The 15,181-nt window shown below is 64.8% G+C and carries 17 protein-coding genes; 8 read left to right on the forward strand and 9 right to left on the reverse strand.

Going from position 1 to position 15,181, the window contains the following annotated elements; genetic code table 11:
- Positions 1-107: 107 nt before the first annotated feature.
- The 4 genes from rfbC to rfbA all read left to right on the forward strand — a co-directional run bounded on the left by rfbC (position 108) and on the right by rfbA (position 3,593).
- A complete protein-coding gene (gene rfbC, locus BKM74_RS10180; RefSeq protein WP_086465609.1) occupies positions 108-710 on the forward strand; it encodes a dTDP-4-dehydrorhamnose 3,5-epimerase in 603 nt (200 codons plus the stop codon).
- Positions 707-1,780: a dTDP-glucose 4,6-dehydratase gene (rfbB, locus tag BKM74_RS10185; protein ID WP_086465610.1), complete on the forward strand. Its 1,074-nt coding sequence runs from the start codon at positions 707-709 to the stop codon at positions 1,778-1,780. Before rfbC ends, rfbB begins: the two co-directional genes overlap by 4 nt.
- Positions 1,780-2,661, forward strand: coding sequence for a dTDP-4-dehydrorhamnose reductase (rfbD, locus tag BKM74_RS10190; RefSeq protein WP_086465611.1), 882 nt, complete (start codon positions 1,780-1,782; stop codon positions 2,659-2,661). The genes rfbB and rfbD overlap by 1 nt, the downstream gene beginning before the upstream one ends.
- A gap of 65 nt (positions 2,662-2,726) precedes the next feature.
- The gene (gene rfbA / locus BKM74_RS10195; protein WP_086465612.1) at positions 2,727-3,593 is read left to right on the forward strand and encodes a glucose-1-phosphate thymidylyltransferase RfbA; all 867 of its coding nucleotides are present in this window, start codon (positions 2,727-2,729) and stop codon (positions 3,591-3,593) included.
- On the opposite strand, the gene BKM74_RS10200 is transcribed toward rfbA, so the two are convergent.
- Together BKM74_RS10200 and BKM74_RS10205 are read right to left on the reverse strand one after the other, a co-directional pair.
- Positions 3,590-3,892, reverse strand: a complete 303-nt coding sequence (locus tag BKM74_RS10200; RefSeq protein WP_086465613.1) for a type II toxin-antitoxin system RelE/ParE family toxin — start codon at positions 3,890-3,892, stop codon at positions 3,590-3,592. The two genes, rfbA and BKM74_RS10200, sit on opposite strands and share 4 nt — an antisense overlap.
- Entirely contained in the window at positions 3,892-4,128 is a 237-nt protein-coding gene (locus tag BKM74_RS10205; RefSeq protein ID WP_086465614.1) for a type II toxin-antitoxin system ParD family antitoxin, read from the reverse strand. Before BKM74_RS10205 ends, BKM74_RS10200 begins: the two co-directional genes overlap by 1 nt.
- A gap of 122 nt (positions 4,129-4,250) precedes the next feature.
- Here BKM74_RS10205 and BKM74_RS10210 point away from each other — a divergent pair, with 122 nt between their 5' ends.
- The 3 genes from BKM74_RS10210 to BKM74_RS10220 all read left to right on the forward strand — a co-directional run bounded on the left by BKM74_RS10210 (position 4,251) and on the right by BKM74_RS10220 (position 7,567).
- Positions 4,251-5,237: a M23 family metallopeptidase gene (locus BKM74_RS10210; protein WP_176342483.1), complete on the forward strand. Its 987-nt coding sequence runs from the start codon at positions 4,251-4,253 to the stop codon at positions 5,235-5,237.
- Positions 5,238-5,357: 120 nt separating this feature from the next.
- Positions 5,358-7,130 (forward strand): aspartate--tRNA ligase, encoded by a 1,773-nt coding sequence (aspS, locus tag BKM74_RS10215; protein ID WP_086465616.1) that lies wholly within the window; start codon positions 5,358-5,360, stop codon positions 7,128-7,130.
- 5 nt (positions 7,131-7,135) lie between these two features.
- Entirely contained in the window at positions 7,136-7,567 is a 432-nt protein-coding gene (locus BKM74_RS10220) for a MarR family winged helix-turn-helix transcriptional regulator (protein WP_086465617.1), read from the forward strand.
- 12 nt (positions 7,568-7,579) lie between these two features.
- Here the strand turns inward: BKM74_RS10220 and BKM74_RS10225 are convergent, their stop codons facing one another.
- The 3 genes from BKM74_RS10225 to BKM74_RS10235 all read right to left on the reverse strand — a co-directional run bounded on the left by BKM74_RS10225 (position 7,580) and on the right by BKM74_RS10235 (position 9,365).
- Positions 7,580-8,041: a GNAT family N-acetyltransferase gene (locus BKM74_RS10225; RefSeq protein ID WP_086465618.1), complete on the reverse strand. Its 462-nt coding sequence runs from the start codon at positions 8,039-8,041 to the stop codon at positions 7,580-7,582.
- A 29-nt stretch (positions 8,042-8,070) separates the two neighbouring features.
- Complete coding sequence (locus tag BKM74_RS10230) at positions 8,071-8,664, reverse strand: hypothetical protein (RefSeq protein WP_086465619.1); 594 nt, start codon at positions 8,662-8,664, stop codon at positions 8,071-8,073.
- 74 nt (positions 8,665-8,738) lie between these two features.
- Positions 8,739-9,365 (reverse strand): bifunctional 4-hydroxy-2-oxoglutarate aldolase/2-dehydro-3-deoxy-phosphogluconate aldolase, encoded by a 627-nt coding sequence (locus BKM74_RS10235; protein WP_086465620.1) that lies wholly within the window; start codon positions 9,363-9,365, stop codon positions 8,739-8,741.
- Between the two features lie 86 nt (positions 9,366-9,451).
- On the opposite strand from BKM74_RS10235, the gene BKM74_RS10240 reads away from it, so the two are divergent.
- Positions 9,452-10,402 carry a 2-hydroxyacid dehydrogenase gene (locus BKM74_RS10240; RefSeq protein WP_086465621.1) on the forward strand — a complete coding sequence of 317 codons (951 nt, stop codon included), beginning with the start codon at positions 9,452-9,454 and terminating at the stop codon, positions 10,400-10,402.
- Between the two features lie 68 nt (positions 10,403-10,470).
- Here the strand turns inward: BKM74_RS10240 and BKM74_RS10245 are convergent, their stop codons facing one another.
- From BKM74_RS10245 to BKM74_RS10260, 4 genes are all read right to left on the reverse strand, one after another.
- A complete protein-coding gene (locus BKM74_RS10245; RefSeq protein WP_086465622.1) occupies positions 10,471-10,929 on the reverse strand; it encodes an acyl-CoA thioesterase in 459 nt (152 codons plus the stop codon).
- A gap of 104 nt (positions 10,930-11,033) precedes the next feature.
- On the reverse strand, positions 11,034-12,911 hold the full coding sequence (locus tag BKM74_RS10250; protein ID WP_086465623.1) for a TRAP transporter permease: 1,878 nt from the start codon (positions 12,909-12,911) through the stop codon (positions 11,034-11,036).
- Positions 12,912-13,072: 161 nt separating this feature from the next.
- Positions 13,073-14,017 (reverse strand): TAXI family TRAP transporter solute-binding subunit, encoded by a 945-nt coding sequence (locus BKM74_RS10255; protein ID WP_245825901.1) that lies wholly within the window; start codon positions 14,015-14,017, stop codon positions 13,073-13,075.
- 82 nt (positions 14,018-14,099) lie between these two features.
- Complete coding sequence (locus BKM74_RS10260; protein WP_086465625.1) at positions 14,100-15,179, reverse strand: Ldh family oxidoreductase; 1,080 nt, start codon at positions 15,177-15,179, stop codon at positions 14,100-14,102.
- Positions 15,180-15,181: the final 2 nt, after the last annotated feature.

Below are 15,181 nucleotides of genomic sequence, written 5' to 3' on the forward strand. Positions count from 1 at the left end.
CAAGGCCATGTTGCGTGAAGTTCTGACGTAAATCAATAGTCAATCGATGGTCTATGTGCACATGCTTGCCGGGGACGGTTTCAGCATGGTATGAGCCGCCGCCGAGCATGAAGATCGACCGCCAGCCGGAAGGGCCGCTTTCCATGGACATCGTCAGCCTGGACATCCCGGATGTGAAGCTGATCACGCCGCGCCGCTTCGGCGATAATCGCGGTTTCTTCTCCGAGACCTGGAACCGCGCCGCCTTCTCCGAAGCCGGTATCGAGGCGGATTTCGTACAGGATAATCATTCGCTGTCGGCCACGGCGGGCACGCTGCGCGGCCTGCATTTCCAGATTCCGCCCTTCGCCCAGGCCAAGCTGGTGCGGGTCAGCCGGGGTGCCATCTTCGACGTGGCGGTGGATCTCCGCAAAGGCTCCCCCACCTATGGCCACTGGGTGGGTGCTGAACTGAGTGCGGAGAACTGGTCACAGATGTATGTGCCCAAGGGTTTCGCGCACGGGTTCGTGACGCTGCTGCCCGATACCGAGGTGCAGTACAAGGTCGATGCGCCCTACGCGCCGGCGCATGATCGCGGCATTGCCTGGGACGACTCCGATATCGCCGTTGCCTGGCCGCTGGAGGGCCGCGCCCCGGTCCTCTCCGGCAAGGATGCCGCCCTGCCGAAGCTTGCCGATATTCCGGCCCTTTTCACGATGGAGACTGCATGAGCCAGCCGACGCTTCTGGTTACCGGCGGGGCCGGCTTCATTGGCTCCGCCGTGGTGCGGCAGGCGGTGGCCGAGGGCAAGTGGCGCGTCCTCAATATCGACAAGCTGACCTATGCCGCCAACCTCGCCTCGCTCGATCCCGTCGCCGGCGCGAACAATTACCTCTTCGAGCAGGCCGATATCTGCGACCGCGCGGCGATGGCACGGATCTTCGAGACCTACCGTCCGCAGGCGGTCATGCATCTGGCGGCGGAAAGCCATGTCGATCGCTCGATCGACGGACCGGCCGCCTTCATCGAGACCAACATCGTCGGCACCTATGCGCTGCTCGACGCGGCGCTGACCCACTGGCGCGGACTGGACGAGGCGGGCAAGCGGGATTTCCGCTTCCATCACGTCTCCACCGACGAGGTGTTCGGCAGCCTCGGCTCCGAGGGGCTGTTCACCGAGACCTCGCGCTACCAGCCGAACTCGCCCTATTCCGCCAGCAAGGCCTCGGCGGATCATCTGGTGCGCGCCTGGCACGAGACCTATGGCCTGCCCATTGTCATGAGCAACTGCTCGAACAATTACGGCCCCTACCAGTTTCCCGAGAAGCTGATCCCGCTGATGATCCTGAAGGCGATGCGGGGCGAGAAGCTGCCGATCTACGGCAAGGGCGACAATGTGCGCGACTGGCTCTATGTCGAGGATCACGCGACTGCCCTGCGCCTGGTGCTGGAGCGCGGTGCGGTCGGCGAGAGCTACAATATCGGCGGCAAGTGCGAGCGCACGAACCTTGAGGTGGTGGACGCGCTCTGCGCGCTGCTGGACGAGCGGCTGCAGGAGTCGCCGCACCGCCCGCATAACGGCCTGAAGAGCTTCGTCGCCGACCGGCCGGGGCACGACAAGCGCTACGCCATCGACTGCACGAAGATCGAGCGCGAGCTTGGCTGGGTGCCGGCCGAGACCTTCGAAAGCGGCCTCGCCCGCACCGTGGACTGGTACCTCGCCAATGAGGGCTGGTGGCGGCCGGTGCTGGAAGGCACCTATCAGGGCCAGCGCCTGGGCCAGACTTCGGGAGCCGGCTGATGGCGCGGATCGTCGTCACCGGTGCGAATGGCCAGCTTGGCACGGAGATGCTGCGGCTGGCGCTGCCGGAGGGCTGGACGATCCAGGGTTATACCCGGGCCGAGGCCGATATCCGCGATCCCGCCGCCATCCAGCGCCTTGTCGAGGGCGCCGATCTGCTGGTGAATGCGGCGGCCTATACCGCTGTGGACAAGGCCGAGGAAGAGCCGGACATCGCCTACCAGATCAATGCCGAGGCGCCGGGCCTGCTGGCCGCTGCCTGCCGGGAGGCCGGCATTCCGATGATCCATGTCTCCACCGACTATGTGTTTGATGGCAGCAAGGCAGGCGCCTACGGGGAGGGCGACCCGGTCGCGCCGCTGGGCGTCTATGGCGCCAGCAAGGAGCTGGGCGAGCGCGCCGTCCGCAAGGAGCTGGAGCGCCATGTCATCCTGCGCACCAGCTGGGTCTATGCCGCGCAGGGCCGCAATTTCGTGAACACCATGCTGCGCCTGGGGGCGGAGCGCGATGCCCTGCGGGTGGTGGCCGACCAGCATGGCGCGCCGACAGCGGCGGGCGACATCGCGGCGGCGATCCTGGCGATATCCGAAAAGCTGCTGGGCGGTTCCACGGCCTATGGCACCTATCACTACACCGCCGAGGGTGTGACGAGCTGGCATGGCTTCGCCGAGGCGATCTTCGATCTGGCGGAGCCGGCGCTGGGCAAGCGCCCGACAGTCGAGGCGATCCCGACCAGCGCCTACCCGACACCGGCGCAGCGCCCGGCCAATTCCGTGCTGGACTGCACGAAGGTGATGGCGGCCTTCGCGCCGCCACGCCGGCCCTGGCGCACCGCGCTGGAAGAGGTGCTGCGGGAGATACTGGAGAATCCGGCTCTTTGACAAAAGCACGGGCACTGCCCATGCTTCGGCTCGCTACAGAATCCAACTGAGGAAATCGCCGTACCATGAAGGGCATCATTCTGGCCGGCGGGTCGGGCACCCGGCTCTATCCGCTCACCCAGACCGTCTCCAAGCAGTTGCTGCCGGTCTATGACAAGCCGATGATCTATTACCCGCTGTCGGCGCTGATGCTGGCCGGCATCCGGGATATCCTCATCATCACCACGCCGCAGGACCAGCCGTTGTTCCAGGCACAGCTTGGCGACGGGGCGCAATGGGGGCTGAACCTCTCCTATGTTGTGCAGCCTTCGCCGGACGGGCTGGCGCAGGCCTTCATCCTGGGCGAGGATTTCATCGGCGGCGATGCCTGCGCGCTGGTGCTGGGCGACAACATTTTCTATGGCGACGGGCTGACCGACCGGCTGCGGCGGGCCGCTGCGCGCGACAGTGGGGCGACCGTCTTCGCCTATTTGGTCAGCGACCCGGAACGCTATGGCGTGGTCGAGTTCGATGCCGGCAACAAGGCGCTGACCATCGAGGAAAAGCCGAAGCAGCCGCGCTCGCGCTGGGCGGTGACGGGTCTGTATTTCTACGATAATGACGTGGTGGAGATCGCCAAATCGATCAAACCCTCGGCGCGCGGTGAGCTAGAGATCACCGATGTGAACCGCGTCTATCTGGAACGCGGCGATCTGAATGTCGAGCAGATGGGACGCGGCTTCGCCTGGCTGGATACCGGTACCCATGATTCGCTGATCCAGGCCGGCGAGTTCGTGCGCACGGTGGAAGCCCGGCAGAGCCTGAAGATTGCCTGCCCGGAGGAGATCGCCTATCGCCTCGGCTTCATCGACGCGGCGCAGCTGGAAAGGCTGGCCGAGCCGCTGGCCAAGAGCGGCTATGGCGAATATCTGCGGCGGGTGCTGACGGATTAGGGCCCGAACAGCTCCGGCAGGTCGCTGGCACCATGGAGCATGCGCAGGATGAGTGCCGGCTGAGCCCCCGCATCATAGACCATCACATAGGGAAAGCCGGTCAGGACCAGGAACCGGATGGGTTCATCGGCCAGCACTAGGCTTTGAAGGCCTGATTCCGGATCGGTTCCGATCCTGCGCCCGGCCGTCTTGATGCCATTTCGCAGCGCGCGCGCCGTGGCCGGGCTCTCGGCGGCAAGGCTGGCGATGGCGGCACGGACGTCCCGGGCGGCGGCCGCTGTAAAGCAGGCTTCGGCCATCAGCGTCTTCCATCGATGATGGAGTCGGCGTCGCGCAGCACGAGGTCGAGTTCACGCGGCGTGCCGGCCCTTGCCGCATCCAGCGTGGTCTGGAAGGCGGCCTTGCGTCGCTCCTGATCCTGCATCAGCCGCAGCGCGTGCCGGACAACCTCGCTGACGCTTGCATAACGGCCGGTTTCGACGCACAGCCGGGTGAAATCCTCCAGCTCTGGCGTGAGGCTTACATTGGTCGTCACGTCTTTCTCCTGCCATGTCAATTTTTGACATATCGATAATATGACGGCTTTCGGATAATTTGCAAACAGCCGTGTTCGTGCGGTTGACGCTGCCCCCCCCGTGCCCCGACATGGATATGATCATGCGCTTTATGCCCGCCCTCTTTCTGTGTCTCCTGTCAGCGCCCGTTGCGGCGCAGGACATCTCCCTGTCGCTGCCCATCGGCTGCGACCCTGGCAAGGATTGCTGGGCCTTCCAGCTGCCCGATGTCGATCCCGGCCCGGATCGCATGGATTACGCCTGCGGCAAGCTGGCCTATGACGGGCATGATGGCACCGATATCGGCCTCGCCAGCCTGGGCGATATTCAGCGCGGCGTGCCGGTCTTCGCCGCCGCCCCCGGCACGGTGAGGGGCGTGCGCGATGGCATGCAGGACGCGCTGGTCTCCGAGATCGGCAAGGAGGCGGTGAAGGACCGCGAATGCGGCAATGGCGTGCTGATCGAGCATACGGGCGGCTGGCAGACGCAATATTGCCATATGCGCAAGGGGTCGGTTTCGGTCCGTGCCGGCCAGACTATCGAGGCCGGGGCCCTGCTGGGTCAGGTCGGCCTGTCCGGCTCCACCGATTTCGCACATCTCGAATTCATTGTCCGTAAGGACGGCAAGACCATCGATCCGTTCCGGGGGCTTGAAGGCGGGCCGGAATGCGGACCGGGCCGCAAGCCTCTCTGGGATGCCGCCGCCCGGCAGGCACTGGCCTATGGTCCGGCGCCCTACCGCATCGGCGTGGCACCGCGCGCCCCGAAATATGACGAGGTGCTGAAAGACCGGTTCCCCGGCGATATTCTCTCCGGCACGGCCGAGGCCATCGTGCTGTGGGCGGAATTCAACGGGCTGGCACCCGGCGACATACTGCACATGAGGCTGACCGGCCCGGATGGCCGGCAGATGGCCAGTCATGCCGAGACGATGGCGGCGGCGAAGGTGCGCCAGTTCCTGTTCATCGGCAAAAAGCGCACCGAGCCGCCCTGGCCGAAGGGCGATTATGCCGGCCTCGCCAGTGTCGAGCGCAAGGGCGGTCCGGGTGCCGGCACGCGCGAGTTACGCTACAGCTTCACGGTGCGGTAGTTCCTCCGCCCACTTCACTGTTGATTAGCGGCGGGCGAAGTGCATACTCCCGGCGCTTTCAGGCTGGCCCGGAATGGTCTAGGGTCCGCCCTTCGGACACCGCACGCCCCGGAAGACGCCATGCATCGCTATCGTACCCATACCTGCGCCCAGCTTCGTGCCGAGAATGTCGGCGACACCATCCGCTTGTCCGGCTGGGTGCACCGAAAGCGCGATCACGGGCAACTCGTCTTCGTCGATCTGCGCGACCATTACGGCATCACCCAATGCGTCATCGACACCGATTCGCCGGTGTTCCAGACGGTCGAGACGGTGCGTCCGGAAAGCGTGGTGATCGTCACCGGCCGCGTGGTGAAGCGCGATGCCGAGACGATCAATTCCAAGCTGCCGACCGGCGATATCGAGGTGCGTGTCGATAGTTTCGAGGTGGAATCGGCCGCCGACGTGCTGCCGCTGCAGGTGGCGGGCGACGAGGATGCGGGTGAGGAAACCCGCCTGCGCTACCGCTTCCTCGATCTGCGGCGCGAGCGCATCCACCAGAATATCCTGCTGCGCTCCCGGGTCATTGCCTCGATCCGCAACCGCATGGTCGATCAGGGCTTCGTCGAGTTCCAGACGCCGATCCTGACCGCCTCCTCGCCGGAGGGCGCGCGCGACTTCCTGGTGCCCAGCCGGCTGCATCCGGGTAAGTTCTACGCCCTGCCGCAGGCGCCGCAGCAGTTCAAGCAGCTGGTGATGATCTCCGGCTTCGACCGCTATTTCCAGATCGCCCCCTGTTTCCGCGACGAGGACAGCCGCGCCGACCGCAGCCCGGGCGAGTTCTACCAGCTCGATTTAGAGATGAGCTTCGTCGAGCAGGAAGATGTGTTCGCCGCTGTCGAACCGGTGCTGGCGGGCGTGTTCCGAGAATTCTCCGACTGGAGCGTGCCGGACCAGTTCCCGCGCATTCCGTTCGCCGAGGCGCTGCTGAAATATGGCAGCGACAAGCCGGACCTGCGCAACCCGCTGATCATCAGCGACGTCACCGACATTTTCGCCGACACCGATTTCGCGGTGTTCCGCAAGAACATTGAGAAGGGCGCCGTCGTGCGCGCCATTCCCGGGCCGAACTGCGGCAGCCGCGCGGTCTGTGACCGCATGAACAGCTGGGCGCAAAGCATGGGCGCGCCGGGCATGGGCTACATCATGTTCGCGGAAGGCGAGGGGCGTGGCCCGATCGCCAAGTTCCTGTCACCGGAAAAGCTGGCCGACCTGAAGCAGCGCACCGGCCTGGGCGATGGCGACGCGGTTTTCTTCGCCTGCGACAAGCCGCTGAAGGCCGCCCAACTCGCCGGCCAGGCCCGCACCAAGCTGGGCCAGGATCTCGACCTGCTGGAAAAGAACGTGTTCCGGCTGTGCTGGATCGTTGATTTCCCGATGTTCGAGATGGACGAGCAGACCGGCAAGATCGAGTTCTCGCACAACCCCTTCTCCATGCCGCAGGGCGGCAAGGAGGCGCTGGAAACCATGGACCCGCTGGATATCCTGGCGTTCCAGTATGACGTGGTGTGTAACGGCGTGGAGCTGTCCAGCGGCGCGATCCGGAACCATCGCCCGGACATCATGAAGAAGGCGTTCGAGATCGCCGGCTATTCCGAGGCGGTGGTGGAAGCCAAGTTCCCCGCCCTTTGGAATGCCTTCCATTACGGCGCCCCGCCGCATGGTGGCATCGCACCGGGCATCGACCGCATCGTCATGCTGCTGGCCGACGAGCCGAACATCCGCGAGGTCATCCTGTTCCCGATGAACCAGAAGGCGGAAGATCTGCTGATGGGTGCGCCCAGCGAGGTGACGCCGGAGCAGCTGCGCGAGCTGCACATCCGCCCGGCGCTGCCGCCTGAAAAGAAGAACTGAGGCGAATGGCGGAACCGGAGGAAGCTGGATACGCGCTGGAAGTCCAGGTGGGGTATCTGCTCCGCCGTGCGCATCAGCGGGCCACGGCGATCTTCCTTGCTGCCATGCAGGACCATCAGGTGACGCCGACGCAATGGGCGGCGCTGTCCATGCTGCGTGCTGAGGGCAGCCTGTCGCAGAACCATCTGGGCCGGCTGACGGCGATGGACCCGGCGACCATCCAGGGGGTCGCGCGCCGGCTGATCGCCCGCAAGCTGATCTGCCGGCAGGCCGACCTAGACGATCGCCGCCGCGCCGTGTTGCGGCTGACCGAGGCCGGCGAGAAACTGGTGGACGGGCTCTATGAGACCGCCTTCGGCATCAGTCGTGACACGCTGGCGCCGCTCGCCGAGGATGAGCGCGAGATTTTCCTGTCGCTGCTGCGCCGGCTGAGCTGACGCTTTTTCCGGCTATTTCGTCAGGGAAATGGCGTAGCGCACCATGGTGGCGGGGCCGGCCACCCGGTCATACAGCAGCCGCGCGGTCGCATTATCCTCGTCCGTATGCCAGTAGAGCCGGAACCAGCCCTCCTCACGGCCTTTCCCGGCCAGCCATTCGATCAGCGCCCGGCCGACGCCCTGGCCGCGTGCCGCCTCGGTGACGAACAGATCCTCCAGATAACAGACTGTCTTCAGGCTCCAGGTATGCGGATGCAGCACATAATGCATCAGCCCCAGCGCGTTGCCGGTCTCGGGGTTCTGCGCCAGCATGCCATGGATCGCCGGATCGCCGCCGGTCAGCTTGTCCCACAGCCCGTCGATCACGCTTGCCGGCAGTGCCACCTTGTAGAAGGCGCAATAGCTGTCCCAGAGCGGCTGCCAGATGCTGCGGTCATCCGGGGTCAGCGGGCGGAGAATTGTCCGCGCGGTCATAAATCTGTCCTCACCAGCGGTCACACCCTCTAATCATCCCAACCCCCAAGCCGGAGCATCTCATCCGAGTTACGGGGAAACAGCTCGTCGACGAGCTGCCGCGCATAGGCGCGAAAGGCAGGATCGTCGACACCTCCAAAACTCTCGGCATAACCGCTGACGGATGCGTAAAGCCGGTCGCGGTGGCAGAACACGGCCAGCGAGTTCATGCTGGGTTTTCCTGTGTTCTGCCGCACCTCGCCGGCGCAGACCTCGTCGCCGCGGATGTTCAGCGCATTGTTGAACAGGAAGATGATGCGCCAGTTCGGCTCCCGGACCGCCGTGCGGTCGGCGGTGAACTGCGTCGTCATGCCGAAGACCGATCCGCTGATCATGTCGGCGACGCGCGGTGCCAGCTGCCGCCCCGTCAGCCCCATGGCACCGGCCGGAACCTCGACCAGCACCGGACCTTCCCGGCCGGCATATTGCAGATAATCGCGGACGAAATTGCCGGGGTCGCTCATCCCGCCGCGCACGGTGCGGTAGCTGCCGGGGCCGGTACAGGCGGCAAGTATGAAAGCCGCCAGCAGTACCGTCAGGGCTGGAAGGGCGAAGCGGCGGCGGGAACGCCGGAGAGCAAGCATGGGTCTAACGCCTTGATCATCAATACTCGAAAGGATATGGGGACGGAGTCTGGCGAGGCCAAGCGTGAGCAGGGTCAGCGTCCGGCTGCCGCCACGGCCTTGCGCGCCAGATCGCTGATCCCCTTCCAGTCGCCGGCCTTGACCAGCGCGTCGGGCGCCACCCACGAACCGCCGACACAGAACACATTGGGCAGCGCGAGATAGTCTGTGAGGTTGACGGCCGTCACGCCACCGGTCGGGCAGAAGGCGAGGTCGGGCATCACCGGGGCGATTGCCTTCAGTGCGGCCGGCCCGCCCATCGGCCCGGCCGGGAAGAATTTTAGCGAGCGATAGCCCAGCTCGCGCGCCAGCATCATCTCGGAAACAGTGGCGACACCGGGCAGCAGCGGGATGCCGCTGTAGCGCCCGGCATCGGCCAGTTTCTTGGTGAGGCCCGGACTGACGGCGAAGCTGGCCCCGGCATTGGCCGCGCGGTCCATATCCTCCGGCTGCAGGACGGTGCCGACGCCCAGCGTGATGTCCGGCAGCGCATCGCGGATGAGGCGCAGCGCCTCCAGCGCCACCGGTGTGCGCAACGTCACTTCGAGAATGGCTAGCCCGCCTTCCGCCAGGGCACGCGCCAGCGGCACCGCATGATCGGGATCGTGAATGGCCAGAACGGGGATCACCGGCACCTGGCCGAGAATTTTTTGCAGCGACATGGGGGCATCCTTCCGCGACGGCGATTGTGATCTCCGCTATAACTCGAAGCATATTGTCATACGTCCGAACAAGCGGAGGAAATCTCGTGAGCGACAAACCCGACGTATTGCTGACCCGCGCCGTCTATGCCGGCACCATCGAAACGATGGAGCGCGAATTCACTTTGCACAAGCTCTGGCTGGCGCCGGACCCGGACAAAATGATCGCCGAGCTGGCGCCGCACTTGCGCGCAATCGCCGGCGGCTATGGCTGCAATGCCGAGTTCCTGGCCAAGTTCCCGAAGCTGGAGATCGTCGCCAATTTCGGCGTCGGCTACGACACGATCGATGTGCAGTACTGCAAGCAGCATGGCATCCGCGCCACCAATTCGCCGGATGTGCTTAATGACGAGGTGGCGGACACCGCCATGGGGCTGCTGCTGTGCACCGCGCGCCAGCTGGTCGTCGGCGACCGTTACGTGCGTGAGGGCAAGTGGCTGAAGGGGGCGATGCCGCTGACCACCAACATCACCGGCAAGACCATGGGCATCGTCGGGCTGGGCCGGATCGGCGAGGCGGTCGCCAGCCGTGCCGTCGCGCACAAGATGAACATCGTCTATCACAACCGCTCGAAGAAGGATGTGCCCTACAAGTACTATCCGAACCTGGTAGAGATGGCGCGCGACGTCGATGTGCTGATGGTCATCATTCCCGGTGGCGCCGAGACATCGAAGCTGATTAGCCGCGAGGTGATGGAGGCGCTGGGGCCGAAGGGCATCCTCATCAATGTCGCGCGCGGCACCGTGGTGGATGAGCCGGCGATGATTGAGCTGTTGCAGCAGGGCAAGCTGGGCGGCGCCGGCCTCGACGTGTTCGAGAAGGAGCCGCAGGTGCCGCAGGCGCTGATCGAGATGACGGAGAATGTGGTGCTGCAGCCGCATGTCGGCAGCGCCACCCACGCCACCCGCACGGCGATGGGCCAGCTGATGATCGACAACATCAAGGCGTATTTCGCCGGCAAGCCGCTGCTGACCGAGGTGCCCGAGACCAAGGGCTGAGCGATTTCCCGCTAGACCTGAAAGTGAAACCCCCGCCTCATCGGCGGGGGTTTTTCTTTGTCTTTCGTTCAGGCGACCAGTGTTGGCTGCGGGCTGAGCGCCTCCATGGCCTGCTTTACCGGCTCCGGCACGGCGATGGTCTTGCGGGTCTCCAGGTCGAAGGCGATGACGGCGGCCAGCGAGCGGGCGACGCAGCGCCCCTCCACGAACAGGCCCTGGCCCATCGTCACCGACTTGGTGCCGATCTTCACCGCGCGCGTGCCGATGCGCATCACGGCGGGGAAGGTCACTTCCGCGCCATAATCGATGGTCAGCCGGCCCAGCACCCAGGCGTTCTTCACGCCGCAGCGCGCCGCGACCTCGCGGATCATGTGCACACGGCCCGATTCGCAATAGGCGGCGTAGCTGACATTGTTCACATGGCCCAGCATATCGACGTCGGAGAAACGCACATTCTCCTCGTTCCAATAGGCGAAGGACGCCATGTCGGCGAGGTCGATGCCGGTGTCGGCGAAAGGGTCGGTCATGGGCAGGTCATCCGTGCAGTCTTGATCGCGGAAACGGCTTTAACGCAGAACCGGCCGGGCTGTCGAGCGCCGGCCGGTTCCTTGTCGGTGTTTTGTCGGTGTCGTCAGGCGCCGTCGCTGCGCTCCTGCACCGGAACGGGCTGCGGTTCCGACGGCCGCAGCAGGATCTGGCTGGCGATGGTCAGCCCCACCAGCCCGGCCCCGATAAGGTCCGTCGTCAGCCCCGGCTTGATCAGCACGAAGGCCGCAGAGATCAGCATCAGGCTTTCCCACCAGCGGGCCGTCCCGAAGAAGAAATAGCGGTGCAGACCGCCTGCCAGGCAGATCACGCCGATGGTCGAGGTGACGATGGTCAGCATGATCCGGTCCAGGTCGCCGATCAGCAGCAGGGACGGGCCGAAGACGAACATGAACGGGATGATATAGCCCGTCAGGCCCAGCTTCACCGCCGCCCAGCTGCTTTCGACAAGACCGGCCCGCGAGATGCCGTTGGCGGCATAGACCGCCATCGCCACCGGCGGGGTGATCGCCGACAGCACGGCGAAGTACAGCACGAACAGATGCGCCGCCTCCACCTGCACGCCGAGCTTCACCAGCGCTGGCACCAGAAGGGCCACCTGGACGATATAGGCCGGCGTGGTCGGCAGGCCCATACCCAGGATGATGCCGGCGACCATGGTCAGGACAAGGGCCAGGATCAGCGAGTTCTGCGACAAGGCCAGCACGACGCCGGTGAAGTCGAGGCCGAGGCCGGTCAGGGTGATGGTGCCGATCACGATGCCGGCACAGGCACAGGCCAGGGCCACCACGAGAGTATTGCGGGCGCCGGCTTCCAGCGCGTCAACGACGACCATCGGCGTAAAGGTCTTGCGGGTGCTGGCGCGCAACCAGGTGGTCGGGATCACCGAGCCGATGCCGCACAGCGCGGCAAAGGCGGCGCTGTAGCCGGCCAGCAGCACGCCGACGATGATGAACAAGGGCAGGAACAGATGCCCGCGCTCGCGCAAGACTTTGCCCAGGCGCGGCAGGTCAGGCTTCGGCAGGCCGACCAGCCCGACGCGCTTGGCCTCGAAATGCACGGCCGCGAAGACGGCGACGTAGTACAGTACCGCCGGCATGATCGCGAAGGCGGCGACAGCCAGGTAGGAGGTGCCGAGGAATTCGGCCATGACGAAGGCGGCGGCACCCATGATCGGCGGCATGAGCTGGCCGCCGGTGGAGGCCACGGCCTCGACCGCGCCGGAGAAGGCGGGCCGGTAGCCGGTGCGCTTCATCAGCGGGATGGTGAAGGTACCGGTGGTCATGACGTTGGCCACGGCGCTGCCCGAGACAGTGCCGAACAGGCTGCTGGTGATGACCGCCACCTTGGCGGGGCCGCCCGAGGTGTGGCCCGCCAGTGCCAGCGCGAAATCCATGAAGAGCTGGCCTGCCCCGCTGCGCTCCACGAAGGAACCGAACAGGATGAACAGCATCACGTAGGTCGCCGAGACGTAAAGCGGGATGCCGAAAATGCCCTCGGTCGTGAGGTACAGCTGGTCCAGCATGATGCCGAAGGACTGGTTGCCGATGGTCAGGCCATAGAGCAGGAAGCAGGCCGCGGTGACCGGCAATGCCCAGCCGGTGGCGCGTCGTGTCGCTTCCATGATCAGGGCGATCAGCCCGATACCGAAGATGTAATCCAGCAAAACCGGATCATCGACATAGTACATCCGGTTGACGATGTAGTTCAGGTTCGCCATCGGATAGAGCGCGCTGGCGGCTGCCGCGACAAGCAGGGCGATGTCGAACAGGCTTGGCCGGTCCGCAGTCCCCTTTAAACCAGGCAGGACAAGGAAGGAGAGTACAAGCGCGAAGGCCAGGTGCAGGCCGCGCATGACATAGGCGTCCGGCGGTCCGAAAAAGGCGACGTAGAGATGAAATACAGACATGGCGACGGCCACGAAGGTAACGGACCATCGAGTCAGGGATGCAGAAAGGTACATCGGATGTCTCTCCCCCAGGACGCCACACTTACGTCGTCAAGGGCTCTGCTGTGCACGGTTTGGGCGTTTTTTCCGGGCCTTGTCGCCGGCACGGTTGGGGCTATAGGCAAAACCCGCCACCCCCTGAGGGATGGCGGGCTTTTTTGCCAAAAGGGCGAGGCTTACATCACGCCCTTTTCCTTGTAGAACTTCACCGCACCCTTGTGCATCGGCACGCCGGTGTCGGTCGCCATCACCTTCAGGTCGGTGTCCTTCATCACGCGGACGATGGAGGTCAGGTCGGCGTTGTTATCGGCCAGGCCCTTGGCCATCTTGTAGACGGTTTCCTCGTCCAGATCGCAGCGCGCGATCACATGGGTGGCATAGCCGACAGCCTGCACGTCCTTGTCCTGCTTCGGATAGGAACCGGCCTTGATGGTCAGCTTGGTGTAGCCCGGGTTCAGCTTGCGCATTTCCGCGAACTTGTCGTCGCCGACGCTGACCAGCTTGATGTCACGGGCCGAAGCCAGGTCCATGATCGCCGAGGCCGGGACCGTGGTGCCCAGCGTGAAGAGCTGCGCGTTGTTGTCCTTCATCAGCGAGACGGCATCGGTATAGGACACATAGCTGACCTTGCCCATGTCCTCATACTTCAGACCATAGACCCCCAGGATCTGCTGGCTGATGAACTCGGCGGTGTTGCCCTTCGGCTGCACGGCGATCGACTTGCCCTTCGTATCGGCGAGCGTCTCGATGCCGGCATCGGCGTTGGCGACGATCTGGAAATACTGCGGATAGAGCGTCGCGACGTTGCAGACGTTGGTTGCCTTCTCGGTGAACGGCGCGCGGCCGGCGACACCGTCAACGGTCGAGATCGAGTTGGCGAAGCCCATGTCGGCCTTGCCGGCCTGCACGGCCTTCACATTGGCGATGCCGGCGCCCGGCAGAACCTGCACCTTCATGCCGTCTTTGCCGGCGAAATTGGCGATGGCGCCGCCCAGCGGATACCAGGAACCGCCCTGCGGGCCGGTCATCAGCTTTACGGTCTGTGCGTGCGCGCCAGCCGAGGCCAGCAGGGCAACGCCCATGCCCGCAGCAAGAAGAGACGTCTTCACTTTAAAAGTCATTAGTTATCCTCCCGATTGAAGTAGTGTTCTTAAAATATCATGCGTGCAGATGATATCCCTAATCAATTGTCGCACAAACAGATCAGGCCGCCAACCGCCCAAGCGTGAAGGGTACGCCCGCCCGTTCTGCGATGCCTGCCAGCATCTCCACCATCGGTCCGGCGATGGGGATGCCGTCGCGTTCGCGCTTGGCCCGGCGATCGAATTCCGGATCGCCCGGCACCAGCACGGGTTCAGCCGGATCGACCGGGCGCGCGTTATGCAGCCGGTCGATCATGGCGTCGAGTTCGTCCTCGAAATCCGTATCGTCGCGGAAGGCGTGCGGATCGAGGGCGAAGAAGAAATGGCCGATATCGTAGTGCCCTTCCGGGCGGTTGCGCAGCGGCGCATAGGTGGCGCCGGCCAGCATGGTGGACAGGATCTCCACCATGGCGGCCAGGCCGTAGCCCTTGTGGCTGCTCATCGTGCCGGAGCCTCCCAGCGGGGTCATCAGCCGGGATGCCATCGCCTGTTCGGCGTTCAGCTCCGGCTTGCCGTCCGGGGTCAGTGCCCAGCCTTCGGGTAGCGTCTTGCCGGCCAGCCAGGCCAGCTTCAGCTTGCCGATGGCGACCGTGCTGGTCGCCATGTCCAGCAGGAAGGGGCGGTTCTTGCGCGTCGGGGCAGAGAAGGCGAAGGGGTTGGTGCCGAACATCGGTTCCGATGCGCGGGTCGGCACGATGGCCGGGTTCCAGACCGACGATGTCGATATGCCGATCAGCCCGTGCCTTGCCGCGCGCAGCGCATAGACGCCGGCGGCACCGTAATGGTTGGAGTGGCGCACCGTGACGGCGGCCATGCCGACCTTCTTCGCCTTCTCGATGGCGAGGTCCATGGCGATGCTGGACGGGTAGTGGCCAAGGCTGCCGCCGCCGTCGATCATCGCCATGACCGGCGTTTCCTTCACCACCGTGACCTTGGGGTTCATCTCCAGCCGGCCGTCCTTGAACAGCTGCTCGTAGGTCGGCAGCATGGTGACGCCGTGCGAATCGATTCCCATCAGATCGGCTTCCAGCATGATCTCCACGCTCTTGCCGATGGCCTCTTCCGCCATGCCCCAGCCGCGGAAGATCGCGGCCATCTGCTCGGCCAGTATGTCCGCCTGGACGGTGATTCCCGCACTCATGC

This window comes from Oceanibaculum nanhaiense, from assembly GCF_002148795.1.
Taxonomy (GTDB): domain Bacteria; phylum Pseudomonadota; class Alphaproteobacteria; order Oceanibaculales; family Oceanibaculaceae; genus Oceanibaculum; species Oceanibaculum nanhaiense.